Raw genomic sequence first — 14,571 nt, 5'->3', positions numbered from 1 at the left:
GCCCAAAACGGTAACACGTTCTAGTTTTGTGGTCATGGCCTACAACATCGCCGACTTCATCGAGCACGCGGTCGACCTGATGCCCGAGCGCACGGCGCTCGAGACCGACGGTGATGCGCGGACCTACGCCCAGCTCGAGGCCGACGCCAACGCGCTGGCCCACCAGCTGCGCGCCCTCGGGATCGCCCCCGGCGACACCGTCGGGGTCTACAGCCGCAACACCCTCGAGTGCGTCGAGGCGATGGTCGCGATCTTCAAGGCCCGCGCCGTGATGGTGAACGTCAACTTCCGCTACGTGGAGAGCGAACTCGAGCACATCTTCACCGACTCGGAGATGAAGGTGCTCATCTACGAGCGCCAGTTCACGCAGAAGGTCGCCAAGGTGCTGCCGAAGGCGCCGAAGCTCAAGCACCTGATCGTCATCCCCGACGAAGTCGGCCCTCTTGCCGCCGACGGCGTGAGCCGCGACATCGCCGACGCGCTCAACCACGGGCACCTGACGGCCGACGCGATCGAGTTCACCGATGCCATCGCGAACAACTCGTCGGAACGCGACTTCGAGGAGCGCTCCAACGACGACCTGTACATGCTCTACACCGGCGGCACCACCGGACACCCCAAGGGCGTGGTGTGGCGCCAGGAGGACGTCTACCGCGTCCTCGGTGGCGGCACCGACTGGTTCAACGGCGTCCCCATCGACGACGAGTGGAAGTTCGCCAACGACGGCGCCGCCGGCGGCCAGCTGGTGCGCTTCCCGATCCCGCCGTTCATCCACGGTGGCTCGCAGTGGGCGGTGTTCCAGGCGCTCTACGGCGGCGGCAAGGCGATCATCTATCCGGAGTTCGGGGCCCACCAGACGTGGGAGATCGTCGAGCGCCACAAGGTCAACGTCATCTTCATCACCGGAGACGCCATGGCGCGTCCCATGATCGACGCCCTGCTCGAGAAGGACTACGACACCTCCTCGGTGTTCTCGATCGCCTCGTCGGCGGCGTTGTTCTCCCAGAGCGTCAAGGACCAGTACGTCGACCGGTTCCCCAACGCGATGATCATCGACGCGATCGGTTCGTCGGAGACCGGCTTCGGCGGCCTCGCCGCCATCACCAAGGGGGCCGACCACGCCGGTGGACCTCGCGTGAAGGCCGACCCGAACACGGTGCTGCTGCGCGAGGACGGCACGGTGATCCCGGTCGGCTCCGAGGAGGTCGGCGTGATGGCCCGCACCGGGAACATCCCGCTGCGCTACTACAACGATCCGGTGAAGTCGGACAAAACGTTCAAGGTCTACGACGGTGTCCGCTACTCCATTCCCGGCGACTTCGCCCGGTACGAGTCCGACGGCGCGATCACGATGCTGGGTCGCGGCTCGGTGTCCATCAACTCCGGTGGCGAGAAGATCTACCCCGAAGAGGTGGAGCAGGCACTCAAGGCCCACCCCGATGTGTTCGACGCCGTCGTCGTCGGCGTTCCCGACGAGCGCTACGGCCAGCGTGTGTCGGCGGTGGTCGCCACGCGTGACGACGCCCGACCATCCCTGGCGAGCATCAACGAGGTCGCCCGCACCGAGATCGCCGGATACAAGTGCCCTCGCAGCGTCTGGTTCGTCGACACCATCAAGCGCTCGCCGGCCGGCAAGCCCGACTATCGGTGGGGAACCGGGATCACCGAATCGCGTGAGGCCGACGAGACCCTCGCGGTCAGTTCGACCCGCGTCTAGACCGCGTACAAACGAAACGAGAGATCCACGATGAGAACAGAATTGACCGAACGCTTCGGGATCGAGTACCCGATCTTCGGGTTCACCCCATCCGAGCACGTCGCCGCGGCGATCAGTCGCGCCGGTGGCATGGGTGTGCTGGGGTGCGTGCGGTTCAACGAGGCCGACGAACTCAACCGCGTGCTCGAGTGGATGCACGAGAACACCGACGGCAAGCCGTTCGGCGTCGACATCGTGATGCCGGCCAAGATCCCCACCGAGGGAACGCAGGTCGATCTGGACTCGATGATCCCCGACGAGCACCGCGCGTTCGTCGAGCGCACGCTGGACGAACTGAAGGTGCCGCGACTGCCGGGCGAGGAACGGGTCAACGCCGGCGTCCTCGGGTGGCTGCACTCGGTGGCGCGGTCGCATGTGGACATCGCGATGGAGCACGCCGACCGCTACGGCCAGATCAAGCTCATCGCCAACGCACTGGGCTCACCGCCCAAGGACGTCATCGACAAATCGCACGACCACGGGGTGTCGGTCGCCGCGTTGGCGGGTGCGAAAGCCCATGCGCTGCATCACGTCGACGCGGGTGTGGACATCGTCATCGCCCAGGGATACGAGGCGGGCGGCCACACGGGCGAGATCACCTCGATCGTGCTGTGGCCCGAGATCGTCGACGCGGTCGAGGGCCACGCGTCGGTCCTCGCCGCCGGTGGTGTCGGCAGCGGACGGCAGATGGCCGCCGCACTCGCCTCGGGTGCCCAGGGTGTGTGGATGGGCTCCTACTGGCTGACCGCGGCCGAGTACCGACTCGGCGCCCACGGAGACGGTCCGACCGTCATCCAGGAGGCGCTGCTCGCCGCGACGTCACACGACACGGTGCGCCGCCGCATCTACTCGGGCAAACCCGCGCGCTTGCTCAAGACCAAATGGACCGACGCCTGGGACGCCGCCGATGCGCCTGAGCCGCTGCCCATGCCGCTGCAGAACATCCTCGTGAGTGAGGCCCACGCCCGGATCTCGGCCGCCGACGACGCCAGCGTCGTGGCCATGCCGGCGGGTCAGATCGTGGGGCGGATGAACGCCATCACGCCGGTCGCCGAACTCATCGACGGACTCGTCGCCGAGTACGAGCAGACCGTGGCGCGCCTGTCGACCACGGTCGCCGAGCGTTCACCCGCCTGACGGGTGGTAGCGGCGGGTGCCGCGGTCGAGCGTCCACGTGGGGTCGATCGCGGCACCGGCCAGTTCCCGTTTGAGGACCTTGAACGTCGCGGTGCGCGGTAGCTCGTCGACGACGCAGACGTGGTGGGGCCACTGCTTCGGACCGAGATCGGTCTGGGAGGCGAGGAACTCCGCGAGGTCGTCGGGGTCGAGTGCGTCGCCCACCAGTGACGCGACGATCTCGTCACCGACGTCGGCGCCCACGCCGTAGACCGCGGCCAGCCGGATCCGGTCGTGGCGGAGCAGGATTCGCTCGATCGGTCCGGTGGCCAGGTTCTCGCCGTCGACGCGTACCCAGTCGCCGAGGCGGCCGGCGAAGTGGATGTAGCCCGCGGCGTCGACCCAGCCGAGATCGCCCGTGTGATAGATCCCGCCGCGCATCCGCTCATCGGAGGCATCGCGATCGCCGTGGTACCCGGTGAAGAGTCCGGGCCCGGAGGTGTTGACGATCTCGCCGATCTCGTCTGTGCCGCAGGGTGTCCCGGTCTCGACGTCGACGATGGCGACGGGCGCCACCAGGGGACCCAGCGCCTCGGGTGGGGTGTCGGGGGTCCGCGCGATCGCGACGCCACCCTCGGTCGACCCGAAACCGTCGACCACCCTCACCCCGAAGCGGCGCTCGAATTCCACGATGTCCCGTGGGGAGGCCTCGTTGCCGTAGACCACGCGCAGCGGGTTCTCCGCGTCATCGGCCCGCTCGGGGGTGGCGAGGATGTAGCTCAGCGGTTTGCCCACGTAGTTGGCGTAGGTGACGCCGTAGCGTCGGACGTCGTCGAGGAAGTTGCTCGCCGAGAACCGACGTCGCAGGGCGATCGACGCTCCCGCGGCGACGGCGACGCTCCACCCGGCGATGATCGCGTTCGAGTGGAACATCGGCATCGACAGGTACACGACGTCGTCGTGACCGAGGTCGAATCGGTCGGCCAGCATCACCCCGGCGCCGGCGAACTTGCTGTGGTCGCAGCGCACCGCCTTCGGCTCACCGCTGGTCCCCGAGGTGAAGATCAGCATCAGGAGATCCGTGGGCGTCGGTGCGACACCACCCCGGGTTGTCGGTGCATCCGCCGCCTGACGCAGTCGATGCGCCCATGCGGGAGAGCTGATGTCGATGACCGGCACCGACGGCCCCAGGTCGATGTCGACGAGCAGATGCGCGGTGTCGGGGGAGTGCAGGACGAGCCCGCAGTCGGCGGTCACGATGTCGCGGCGCAGCGCCGCGCCGCGCCGCGTGGTGTTCAGCCCGACCAGCACCAGGCCGTCGAGGGCGGCCGCGCAGAGCAACAGTCCGAACTCGGGCACGTTGTCGAGCAACACGGCGACATGCGGCGGTCGATCCGGGTCGAGACGCGCCCGCACCGCACGCGACCACACGCGTGCCCGCGCGAGATGGTCACGCCACGAGGTGAACTCGCCCTCGAACCAGACGCCCGAGGTCTCCGTGTCGGCGAGCGGCACGAGGAGGTCGGCGATGGTGGGCGTGGTCAGGCCGGCTCCGCCGCCAGGACGTGACCGATGCGTCGCAGCGCCGCGGTGGCCGAGCCGAGCGCGAACTCGTTCTGCTTGGCCCGCAGGAAGTAGCGGTGCAGCGGGTGGCTGGTGTCGATCCCGACACCGCCGTGGACGTGGACCGCGGTGTGCGCGACCCGGTGTCCGGCGTCGGCGGCCCAGAACTTCGCCGTGGCGAGCTCGGTCTCGGCGGGCAGTCCCTCGCCGACGAGGTACGCCGCCTGCACGACGGTCAGCTTCGCCGCCCGCACGTCGATGTAGGCATCGGCGAGACGCTGCGCGACCGCCTGGAACGAGCCGATCGGTCGCCCGAACTGGGTGCGTTCCCGGCCGTAGGCGGCGGTGAGGTCGAGTGCGCCTGCGACGACACCGGCCTGTTCGGCGCACTGCGCCAACGTCATACGGTCCACCAGCGCCACCACGGCCTCACGCCGACCGACGACCGCGTCGTCGCCGAGGGTGACATCGGCGAACTCGATCAACGCCGTCGGGACCAGCCCCGTCGTGCGCGCCGCACTGATCGTCACGCCCGGTGCGTCGGTCGGCACGACGAGCGCGACGAGGCCGTCGTCGCTCGATGCGGTGACGATGACCGCCGCGGCGGTCTCGGCGAACGGCACCGACACCTTGCACCCGTCGATCACCCACCGGTCGCCGTCGCGGCGGGCCGAGGTCGTCGGGGCCAGGGGATCGTCGGCGAGCTCGTCGTCGATCGCGACGGTCACCACGGTGGTCCCGTCGCACATACCGCTCAGCCAGCGGTCGGCGAGTGCGCCGCCGGCGGCCGCCACCGCGGGCAGCGCCGCGATCGAGTGCGGACCGAACGGGACCACGGCGAGGTGCCGGCCCAGCTCCTCGGCGACCGCGACGTTCTCGGCCGCACCCAGTCCTGCACCCCCGGCGTCCTCGGTCGCCTCCAGGGCGAGGAGTCCGGCGTCGGCGAGTGCGCGCCACAGCTGCTCGTCGACCGCGGCGCCCGAGGTCTCGAGCTCGGCGATCCGTTCAGGGGTCGAGATCTTCGCCGCGATGTCGCGGGCGAGACCGGTGAGATCGGTACTCGCCTCGGTGGGTCGGAAATCCATCGTTACGCCCTATCGCTTCGGTGTTCTATCGCTTCTGGGGAGGTTGGCCGAGCGCGAGCATCGCGATGATGTCGCGTTGGATCTCGTTGGTGCCGCCACCGAAGGTGAGGATGAGCGACGAGCGGTGGAACCGTTCGATCCGTCCCATCAACGCCGCGCCCGGTGACCCGCGCCGCAGGGTCGCGGCGGGACCGAGCACCTCCATCAGCAGTCGGTAGGCCTCGGTGGCGAACTCGGTGCCGAACACCTTCGTGGCCGAGGCGTCGGCCGGCGAGGGCGAATCTCCCTGTGTCGCCTCCGAGGCGATGTTCCAGTTGATGAGCTTGAGGAACTCCACCTTGGCGTGGACCCGTGCGAGATTGAGCTGCACCCACTCGGCGTCGATGACCCGCTGACCGTCGGCCCGCTTGGTCTCCTGCGCCCAGCGTCGCGTCTCGAGCAGTGCCTGCTGAATCGGTGCCGCCGAACACAGTGCGACGCGCTCGTGGTTGAGCTGGTTGGTGACCAGCGGCCAGCCGCCGCCCAGCTCGCCGACGAGCGCCGACTTCGGTACGCGCACATCGGAGTAGTAGGTGGCACTGGTGTCGACCCCGGCCATCGTGTGCACCGGCGTGTAGCCGAAGCCCTCGGCGTCGGTGGGCACGATCAGCATCGAGATGCCCTTGTGCTTGGAGGCCTCGGGGTCGGTACGACACGCCAGCCAGATGTAGTCGGCGTACTGGATGAGGCTGGTCCACATCTTCTGGCCGTTGATCACGAACTCGTCGCCGTCGGCGACGGCGGTGGTGCGCAGTGACGCCAGGTCGGTGCCGGCCCCGGGCTCGGAGTATCCGATCGAGAAGTGCAGCTCGCCCGCGGCGATGCGAGGGAGGAAGTACGACTTCTGTTCGTCGGTGCCGAAGTTCATGATCGTCGGCGCCACGGAGTTGATGGTCAGGAACGGCACCGGGACACCGGCGATGGCGGCTTCGTCGGTGAAGATGAGCTGATCCATCATCGGGCGGTTCTGGCCGCCGTACTCGGTGGGCCAACCCAAAGCCAGCCACCCGTCGGCGCCCATCTGGGCCACGACCTCGCGATAGACGTCGCCCTCGCCGACCTCTCCGGAATCCGAGGCGAGCGCCGCGCGCCGCGCGGGCGTCATCAGTTCGGCGAAGTAGGTCCGCAGTTCGCGACGGAGCTCTTCCTGTGCCTCGGTATAGGCGATGCGCATCGGTGCTCCATGAGACGATTGGACTCGGACGTTCCAACTGCGATCACCAGCCCTGAGTGAGCGCAGTTCTGTAACACGTTCTAGCGTTTGTCAGCGTAGCGCGTCAACACCGCGCCGTGATCCGAGGAGTCTGAACAAGATGCGTATCAAGGCCGATTTCGACCTCTGTGAGTCCAACGCCGTGTGTGTGGGGATGGCACCCGACGTGTTCGATCTCGATGACAACGATTACCTGGTGATCCTGCAGGAAGAGGTGCCCGAGGACCGTCTCGACGAGATGCGTCAGGTGGTTGCCAACTGCCCGAAGGCGGCCCTGTCGATCGAGTGACGTCTCGGGGGTGCCCGTGACCGGGCGACTCGACCCCAGACGCTTGACATTCGGGCGAAATTAGAACAGGTTCTAGCCCGTGGGTGCACTCGAAGGACGCGTAGCTGTTGTCACCGGCGCTGCCGCCGGCCTGGGCCGTGCGGAGGCGATCGGGCTAGGCGCGCTCGGCGCCACCGTCATCGTCAACGACCTCGCCGGCGCGCTGGACGCCAGCGACGTCGTCGACGAGATCGCGGCGCACGGCAGCAAGGCCGTCGCCGTCGCGGGCGACATCTCCGACTCGGCGACCGCGACGGAGATCATGCGTGTCGCCGTCGAGGACAACGGCGCGCTCGACATCGTCATGAACAACGCCGGTGTGGTGCGTGACCGGATGTTGTTCAACATGTCCGACGACGACTGGGATCTCGTGGTCGCGGTCCACCTTCGCGGACACTTCCTGCTGACCCGCAACGCCGCCGCGCACTGGCGGTCGGCCTCGAAGGCGGCGGGCGCACCGGTGTACGGGCGCATCATCAACACCTCGTCGGAGGCCGGGTTGCTCGGTCCCGAGGGGCAGGCCAACTACGGCGCCGCGAAGGCGGGCATCACCGCTCTGACGCTGTCGGCCTCGCGCGTCCTCGCGAGATACGGCCCCACCGCCAACGCCATCTGTCCGCGTGCCCGCACCGCGATGACGGCTGCGGTGTTCGGAGAGGCGCCCGAGGGCGAGGTCGACCCCCTGTCGACCGACCACGTGGTCTCCCTCGTCGGCTTCCTCGCCGGCCCCGAGTCGGCGTCGGTGTCGGGACAGGTGTTCATCGTCTACGGCCCGAAGGTGACCCTGATGGCCGCGCCGACCGTCGCCGAGACGTTCACCGCACCGGGTGCGGCGTGGGATCCCGACGATCTCGCGGCCGCGGTCGGGCGGTACTTCGACGGCCGCGACCCCGGCGTCACCTTCTCCGCCGCCCAGGCTCTTGCGCAGTGAGCCGGTGAACCGTCCGGCCACCAATTGGACGCATGCTAAGTTCAGCTCGTCGGAGATCGTCGATCGCGACGATGCGCCGATCACTGCAGTTCAGGCCATTATCGGCGGCAATCGGAAAACAGTCATGAACGTAACTGGAACACGTTATGGTTGCCGGACCTCAGGCGGAGCGGGGCCGAACCGGGGTACGTCCCGCGGTACACCGTTGTGTGAGGAGAGTCGGTGAACGCACGCCTGGCGGCTCCCTTCGTCGGAGTCGGCGATTTCGTCGCCCTCGCGGTGGCGACCGCCCGCGAGTTGCCGCGGCGACCGTTCCAGACCCGCGAGACGATCGAGCAGTCGTGGGCCATCGCCCGGGTCTCGATGGTGCCGACCGTCCTCGTCGCGATCCCCTTCACCGTGCTCGTCAGCTTCACCCTGAACATCCTGCTGCGCGAGATCGGCGCGCAGGACCTCTCCGGTGCCGGCGCGGCGCTGGGCACCATCACCCAGATCGGCCCCATCGTCACCGTGCTCATCGTGGCCGGTGCCGGTGCGACCGCCATCTGCGCCGACCTCGGGGCCCGCACCATCCGCGAGGAGATCGACGCCCTCAAAGTTCTCGGCATCGACCCGATCCACCGTCTGGTGGTGCCGCGCGTGATCGCCTCCACCGGCGTCGCGGTGCTTCTCAACAGCCTGGTGTGCACCATCGGTCTCGGCGGCGGCTTCGTGTTCTCGGTGTATCTGCAGGATGTGAACCCGGGTGCGTTCATCGCCAACCTGACGCTGCTCACCGGATTCGGCGAACTCGTCATCTCGATGGTGAAGGCGGCCCTGTTCGGACTGTTCGCCGGTCTCGTCGGCTGCTACCGCGGCCTCAACGTCAAGGGCGGCGCCAAGGGCGTCGGTGACGCGGTCAACGAGACCGTCGTCTACTCGTTCATGGCGCTGTTCGTGGTCAACGTCGTGGTCACCGCCGTCGGCCTGAAGGCGACGGGGTAGCGCCATGGTCCTGGGACACAGCATCTTCGTGCGCGCCTCGCGCTCGAGCGCACGCGCGACCGGTGAGTGGGATCGCATCGGCGACCAGGCGATGTTCTACTACGACAGCATCGCGGCGATCCCGCGCGCGGTGCGGTTGTACAAGAAGGAGACGCTGCGTCTCATCGCCGAGATCTCCATGGGCACGGGTGCGTTGGCGATGATCGGTGGCACGGTGGTCGTCGTCGGGTTCCTCACCCTCTTCACCGGCGGCACCATCGCGGTGCAGGGGTACAGCTCGCTGTCGAACATCGGCGTCGAGGTGCTCACCGGGTTCTTCTCGGCGTTCATCAACGTGCGCATCGCCGTGCCCGTGATCTCCGGGATCGCGCTCGCGGCGACGATCGGAGCCGGAGCCACTGCACAGCTCGGCGCCATGCGTGTCAGCGAGGAGATCGACGCGCTGGAGTCGATGGCGATCTCGTCGATCCCATACCTCGTGAGCACACGCATCGTCGCGGGCCTGATCGCGATCATCCCGCTCTACGCGCTGGCTTCGGTCGCGTCGTTCCTCGCCAGCCGGTTCGCGACGGTGTTCATCTACGGGCAGTCCTCGGGCGTCTACGACCACTACTTCTCGACGTTCCTCATACCCTCGGACATCCTCTGGTCCTTCGTGCAGGCGATCTGTATGGCCGTGGCGGTCATGATGATCCACACCTACTACGGCTACAACGCCTCCGGCGGCCCGGTCGGCGTAGGGATCGCGGTGGGCAACGCCGTGCGGGCCTCGCTCGTGGTCGTCGTCGTGATCACCCTGCTCCTCTCGCTCGCCATCTACGGCGCCGACGGGAAGTTCAACCTCTCGGGGTAGGCAGATGATGACGACAGCACACACCACCCCGGCACCGGGACCCCGCGCATGAGGACCGAGCACTCGACGACCCAGCGCCGCATCGGCGCACTGGTCCTCGTCACGGTCATCGTCGCGGCGTTCGCGCTCGCGGTCATGCAGTTCAACAACACCTTCCGCTCGACGTCGGGCGTCACGTTGACCGCCGAGCGCGCCGGGCTCGTGATGAACCCCGACGCCAAGGTGCGACTGCGCGGGGTGACCATCGGACGCGTCACGCGGATCAGCCCCCAGGGCGATCGCGTGCAGCTCGACCTCGACATCGACACCGACCAGCTGAACAAGGTCCCCGCCAACGTCGAGGCCCAGATCCGTTCCAACACCGTGTTCGGCGCCAAATCGGTCGATCTCGCCCTGCCACCCGACCCGTCGCCGGCACGCCTGCGGGCCGGGTCGACCATCGCCGCCGACCGGGTGCAGGTGGAACTCAACACCGTGTTCGCGCGACTCGTGGACGTGCTGGCGAAACTGCAGCCGGAGAAGTTGAACGCCACCCTCGGCGCCATCGACACGGCGCTGTCGGGCAAGGGCGATCAGATCGGTCAGGGCCTCGACGACCTGTCGAAGCTGCTGCAACGCACCAATCCGACCCTGCCGGAACTGAACCGCACCATCCGCGCCACCGCGACCGTCACCGACACCTACGCCGACGCGTTCCCCGACCTGTCCCGCGTCATCGACAACCTCACGCGCACGGGCAACACCCTGGCCGATCGCTCGACCAACCTCGATGCGTTGCTGGTCAACACGACCGGCCTCGCCGACACGGTGAACGGCATCGTCGCGCCGAAGAAGGCGACGATCATGACCGCGCTGAGCAACCTCGACCCGGTGTCGCAGCTGCTCGGCTACTACTCGCCGGGACTCGCCTGCTTCCTGCGTGCCACCGACGGTGCCGGCCGCAAGGCACTGCCGATCTTCGGCGAGAAGACCGGCTACCTCTCGCTCAACGCCGGCGTGCTGCCCGGCAAGGAGCCCTACCGCTACCCCGAGGATCTGCCGAAGGTGGGCGTGCAGGGTCCACCGACGTGCGCGTTGGGGTTGTCGGACATCAACGCCACCGCCCACGCCCCGTTCTACGTGGGTGACACCGCCCCGCAGCCCTACCAGCCCCGCACCACGCCGAAGGCCGACCCGCGCAAGCTGTTCCAGATCATGTTCGGACCGGTGCCCCGTGGCTGAGTACCGGACGCGGCGTGACCGCGTGTTCCGTGCGACCGCGATCAAGCTCGGTGTGTTCGCCGTGGTGATGCTGCTCATCTTCGTCGGTCTGGTGGTGGTGTTCAGTCAGTACCGGTCGGGGTCGACCAACGGCTACAGCGCCACCTTCAGCAGCGCCTCGCAGATCAAACCGGGCAGCAAGGTGCGGATCGCCGGCGTCGAGGTGGGTTCCGTCGGTGACGTGACCCTCACCCGTGACAACGCCGCGAACGTCGACTTCACCGTCGACCGCCAGTACCGCCTCCCGACGTCGGTGCAGGCGATGATCCGGTACGAGAACCTCACCGGGGACCGGTATCTCGAACTCGGTGAGGGCACCGGCAACCCCTCGCAGCTGTTGCCCGACGGCGGCCACATCCCCGAGTCGCAGACCGAACCCGCACTCGACCTCGACAAACTGCTCGGCGGCTTCAAGCCACTGTTCAAGACCCTCAAGCCCGCCGAGGTCAACCAACTGTCGGGATCGCTCATCGCGGTGTTCCAGGGGCAGGGACCGGCGCTGAACCAGCTCCTCGCCAGCACCGCGTCGTTCACCAACACCCTCGCCGACCGTGACCAGTTGATCGGCGAGGTCGTCGACAACCTCAACGCGACACTCGGCACGATCGATGACGACAAGTCCGGCCTCGACACCTCGCTGGATCGCCTGCAGCAGTTGATCTCCGGGTTGTCGTCGCAGCGGGACACCGTCGGTCGGGCGATCACCGACACCTCGGCGCTCACCAACGACCTCGCGGGCCTGCTCGACACCAACCGGCCGAACCTCAAACGTGTGGTGTCCGAGACCGGTCAGGTGTCCGAGCAGGTGCTCTCCGACGAGCCGTTCGTCCGTGGGCTCCTGCAACGGTTCCCCGGCGACTTCAAGGCCCTGAGCAATCTCGGCAGTTACGGTGCGTGGCTGCAGATCTGGCTGTGCCGCGTCGACATCTTCTTCACCGGTCCCGACCACAAGGAGATCGTCTACCGTTCGCTGGACAACACCGGCAACAACGTCAACCCGGGCGGGAGGTGTGCGACCCCGAAATGACCACCGTCAGCAAGTTCGACACCCCTCGTTCCCGCGCCCGGATCGGCATCATCGGCGTGGTCGTCACCGCCCTGGTGGTGATCGTCGCGCTCCAGGTCGACAAGCTGCCCTACCTGTCGACGGGCAGCGTCTACACCACCTACTTCGACGACGCCGGTGGCCTGAGAACCGGTGACGTGGTGGTGGTCTCGGGTGTCGATGTCGGCTCGGTCGCCGGCATCGGTCTCGCCTCGACGCGCGACGGCACCAAGGCGAAGATCAGCTTCAGCATGAGCGACACCGTCGCGGTCGGACTCGACAGCCAGGCGTCGATCAAGACCGAGACCGTGCTGGGCCGCCGCAATCTCACGATCACCCCACGCGGGTCGGGGCGCCTCGAACCCGGCGGCGAGATCCCCAACCGCAACACCGTGGCGCCGTACTCGCTCACCGATGCCCTCGACGACACCACCACGACCCTCGAACAGACCGACCCCGCGCAGCTCAACGATGCGCTGAACACGGTGTCGGCGGCCTTCGCCGACACCCCGGGTGAGGTGCGGGGCGCGGTGGACGGCGTCGCGCGGCTGTCGAAGTCGATCAACGACCGCGACGACGCACTGCGCCAACTCCTCTCGCGCGCCGACAGCGTCACCGGTGTCGTGGCCAAGCGCAGCGGTCAGATCAACGAGCTGCTCGTCGACGCGAACGCACTGCTCGGTGAACTGCAGACCCGCCGGTTCGCGATCGGCCAACTGCTGCAGGGGATCAAGAACGTCACCGCCGAGGTGAGCGGGTTCATCGCCGACAACAACGCGCAGCTCACGCCCGTGCTCACCAAGCTCGACGGGGTGACGAAGATCCTCACCGACAACAGCGACAACCTGAAACAGACCCTCGACCGGTTGGGCCCCTACGCCAACGTCCTGGGTGAGGCCGTCTCCAGCGGCCCCTACTTCTCGTCGCTCGTCGGTGTGCCCAGCTTCGGCGACTACACCTCGCTGTTCCTGAACCTGTTGCAGCAGAAGTACCCCGAGGCGGCCAAGGCACTGGGGTACACCGGGCTCTTCCCGCCGAAGCTGTTCCTGCGCCCCGATCAGGAGAGCGACCCGGACCGTTCGATCCCCGAGAACGGCACCCCACGGGACGGGGGTCCGTCATGAGCCGGTTCCTACCGGGCCGTCGCCTGTGGCAGATCGCCATCGCGCTGCTGATCATCATCGTGCTCGCCCTCGCCGGCTACATCGGCTACCAGAAGGCCTTCTACAAGAGTTACACCGCGTACTTCACCGAGGTGAACAACCTCTATCCCGGTGATCCCGTCAAGGTGCTCGGTGTCGACGTCGGCACGGTCGGTTCGGTCACGCCGCGGTCGGGAGACGTGAAGGTGCGCTTCGATGTCGACCGCGATGTCGACGTCCCGCGCACGGTCTCGGCGGTCATCGTGGCGCCCAGCCTGGTGACGGGCCGGTTCATCCAGCTCTCGCCGGTGTACGCGGGCGGGCCGCAGCTGGCCACGGGCTCCGACATCCCGATGAACCGCACCGCGGTGCCGGTCGAGTGGGACGACATCAAACGCGAGCTCACCCAGCTCACCACCGCCGTCGGCCCCCAGGGCGCCGACGAGGGGTCGGTGGCGCGACTGGTGAACACCGCCGACGCCAACCTCGAGGGCAACGGCACCGCGATCCGCGGTTCGGTCGCGCAGCTGTCCGACCTCGCCTCGACACTGGCCAACAGCCGCGGCGACCTGTTCGCCAGCATCCGGAACCTGCAGACACTCACCGATGCGCTGTCGAAGAGCCACGAGGACCTGGTGCAGTTCAACGGCCGCATCGCGTCGGTGAGCCAGGTGCTCGCGGACAACACGGCCAATCTCGACGGCGCGCTCACCAACCTCGACTCCGCGCTCACCGACCTGAAGTCGTTCATCGACACCAACGGCCAGAAACTGAGCGAGTCGGTCGGGCGGCTGTCGAACGCGACGTCGATCCTCGCGCAGAAGGACGAACAGATCCGCGGGCTGCTGCACTCGGCGCCGACGCAGCTGTCGAACTTCTACAACATCTACAACCCGCTCACCGGTTCCCTCAGCGGCGTCTTCGGTCTCGGACAGTTCGGCAACCTCGTCGACCTGCTGTGCGGCACCCTGGCCGGCAACGACCGCCCCGGGACCTCGCAGGCCGACGTGACGAAATGTGTCGACGTCCTCGGGCCCATCCTGTCGTCGATCTCGATCAACTACCCACCCGCGCTGGTGAACCCGGTGACCGGGATCAACGCCCGGCCCAACCAGATCCAGTATCAGAACTCCAGCGTGAAGGCGCGCGCCCAGCAGGGGATCGTCCAACAGGACGCGGCGACGCGACGCTCGTACGGCGGCAACGTCGGGTTGGCGAACCTGCTCGTCCCGTTCGGGGGTCAGGGATGACGCGGC

General features: G+C 67.7%; 13 protein-coding genes. 10 read left to right on the top strand and 3 right to left on the bottom strand.

The genetic code is table 11. The annotated features are described in order from the left end of the window. Nucleotides 1-34: 34 nt before the first annotated feature. Both OG579_RS09260 and OG579_RS09255 read left to right on the top strand, forming a co-directional pair. Nucleotides 35-1,717 carry an acyl-CoA synthetase gene (locus OG579_RS09260; RefSeq protein ID WP_328858888.1) on the top strand — a complete coding sequence of 561 codons (1,683 nt, stop codon included), beginning with the start codon at nt 35-37 and terminating at the stop codon, nt 1,715-1,717. 30 nt (nt 1,718-1,747) lie between these two features. Then, on the top strand, nt 1,748-2,893 hold the full coding sequence (locus tag OG579_RS09255) for an NAD(P)H-dependent flavin oxidoreductase (protein ID WP_045821854.1): 1,146 nt from the start codon (nt 1,748-1,750) through the stop codon (nt 2,891-2,893). Here OG579_RS09255 and OG579_RS09250 read toward each other — a convergent pair. Genes OG579_RS09250 through OG579_RS09240 form a run of 3 tightly spaced genes read right to left on the bottom strand, consistent with a single transcriptional unit; the run spans nt 2,882 to nt 6,733 of the window. Beyond that, on the bottom strand, nt 2,882-4,387 hold the full coding sequence (locus tag OG579_RS09250; protein ID WP_328858887.1) for a long-chain-fatty-acid--CoA ligase: 1,506 nt from the start codon (nt 4,385-4,387) through the stop codon (nt 2,882-2,884). The two genes, OG579_RS09255 and OG579_RS09250, sit on opposite strands and share 12 nt — an antisense overlap. Before the next feature lie 26 nt (nt 4,388-4,413). Beyond that, nucleotides 4,414-5,520: an acyl-CoA dehydrogenase family protein gene (locus OG579_RS09245; protein WP_328858886.1), complete on the bottom strand. Its 1,107-nt coding sequence runs from the start codon at nt 5,518-5,520 to the stop codon at nt 4,414-4,416. Between the two features lie 25 nt (nt 5,521-5,545). Beyond that, entirely contained in the window at nt 5,546-6,733 is a 1,188-nt protein-coding gene (locus OG579_RS09240) for an acyl-CoA dehydrogenase family protein (protein ID WP_328858885.1), read from the bottom strand. Nucleotides 6,734-6,872: 139 nt separating this feature from the next. On the opposite strand from OG579_RS09240, the gene OG579_RS09235 reads away from it, so the two are divergent. The 8 genes from OG579_RS09235 to OG579_RS09200 all read left to right on the top strand — a co-directional run bounded on the left by OG579_RS09235 (nt 6,873) and on the right by OG579_RS09200 (nt 14,565). Beyond that, nucleotides 6,873-7,061 carry a ferredoxin gene (locus OG579_RS09235; protein ID WP_045821857.1) on the top strand — a complete coding sequence of 63 codons (189 nt, stop codon included), beginning with the start codon at nt 6,873-6,875 and terminating at the stop codon, nt 7,059-7,061. A gap of 79 nt (nt 7,062-7,140) precedes the next feature. Beyond that, nucleotides 7,141-8,031, top strand: a complete 891-nt coding sequence (locus tag OG579_RS09230; RefSeq protein WP_328858884.1) for a 3-oxoacyl-ACP reductase — start codon at nt 7,141-7,143, stop codon at nt 8,029-8,031. Nucleotides 8,032-8,253: 222 nt separating this feature from the next. Next, nucleotides 8,254-9,015: an MlaE family ABC transporter permease gene (locus OG579_RS09225; RefSeq protein WP_045821859.1), complete on the top strand. Its 762-nt coding sequence runs from the start codon at nt 8,254-8,256 to the stop codon at nt 9,013-9,015. A 4-nt stretch (nt 9,016-9,019) separates the two neighbouring features. Beyond that, nucleotides 9,020-9,868, top strand: coding sequence for an MlaE family ABC transporter permease (locus OG579_RS09220; RefSeq protein WP_055793296.1), 849 nt, complete (start codon nt 9,020-9,022; stop codon nt 9,866-9,868). Between the two features lie 48 nt (nt 9,869-9,916). Further along, a complete protein-coding gene (locus OG579_RS09215; RefSeq protein ID WP_328858883.1) occupies nt 9,917-11,089 on the top strand; it encodes an MCE family protein in 1,173 nt (390 codons plus the stop codon). Beyond that, nucleotides 11,082-12,155 (top strand): MCE family protein, encoded by a 1,074-nt coding sequence (locus OG579_RS09210; protein WP_055793293.1) that lies wholly within the window; start codon nt 11,082-11,084, stop codon nt 12,153-12,155. The genes OG579_RS09215 and OG579_RS09210 overlap by 8 nt, the downstream gene beginning before the upstream one ends. After that, nucleotides 12,152-13,297: an MCE family protein gene (locus tag OG579_RS09205; RefSeq protein ID WP_328858882.1), complete on the top strand. Its 1,146-nt coding sequence runs from the start codon at nt 12,152-12,154 to the stop codon at nt 13,295-13,297. The genes OG579_RS09210 and OG579_RS09205 overlap by 4 nt, the downstream gene beginning before the upstream one ends. Continuing rightward, a complete protein-coding gene (locus OG579_RS09200) occupies nt 13,294-14,565 on the top strand; it encodes an MCE family protein (RefSeq protein WP_328858881.1) in 1,272 nt (423 codons plus the stop codon). Before OG579_RS09205 ends, OG579_RS09200 begins: the two co-directional genes overlap by 4 nt. The last annotated feature ends 6 nt before the right edge of the window (nt 14,566-14,571 follow it).

It is taken from the genome of Williamsia herbipolensis (assembly GCF_036153515.1).
In the GTDB taxonomy this organism is placed as follows: Bacteria; Actinomycetota; Actinomycetes; order Mycobacteriales; family Mycobacteriaceae; genus Williamsia_A; species Williamsia_A herbipolensis.
This window is presented reverse-complemented; position numbering and strand designations above follow the sequence as displayed.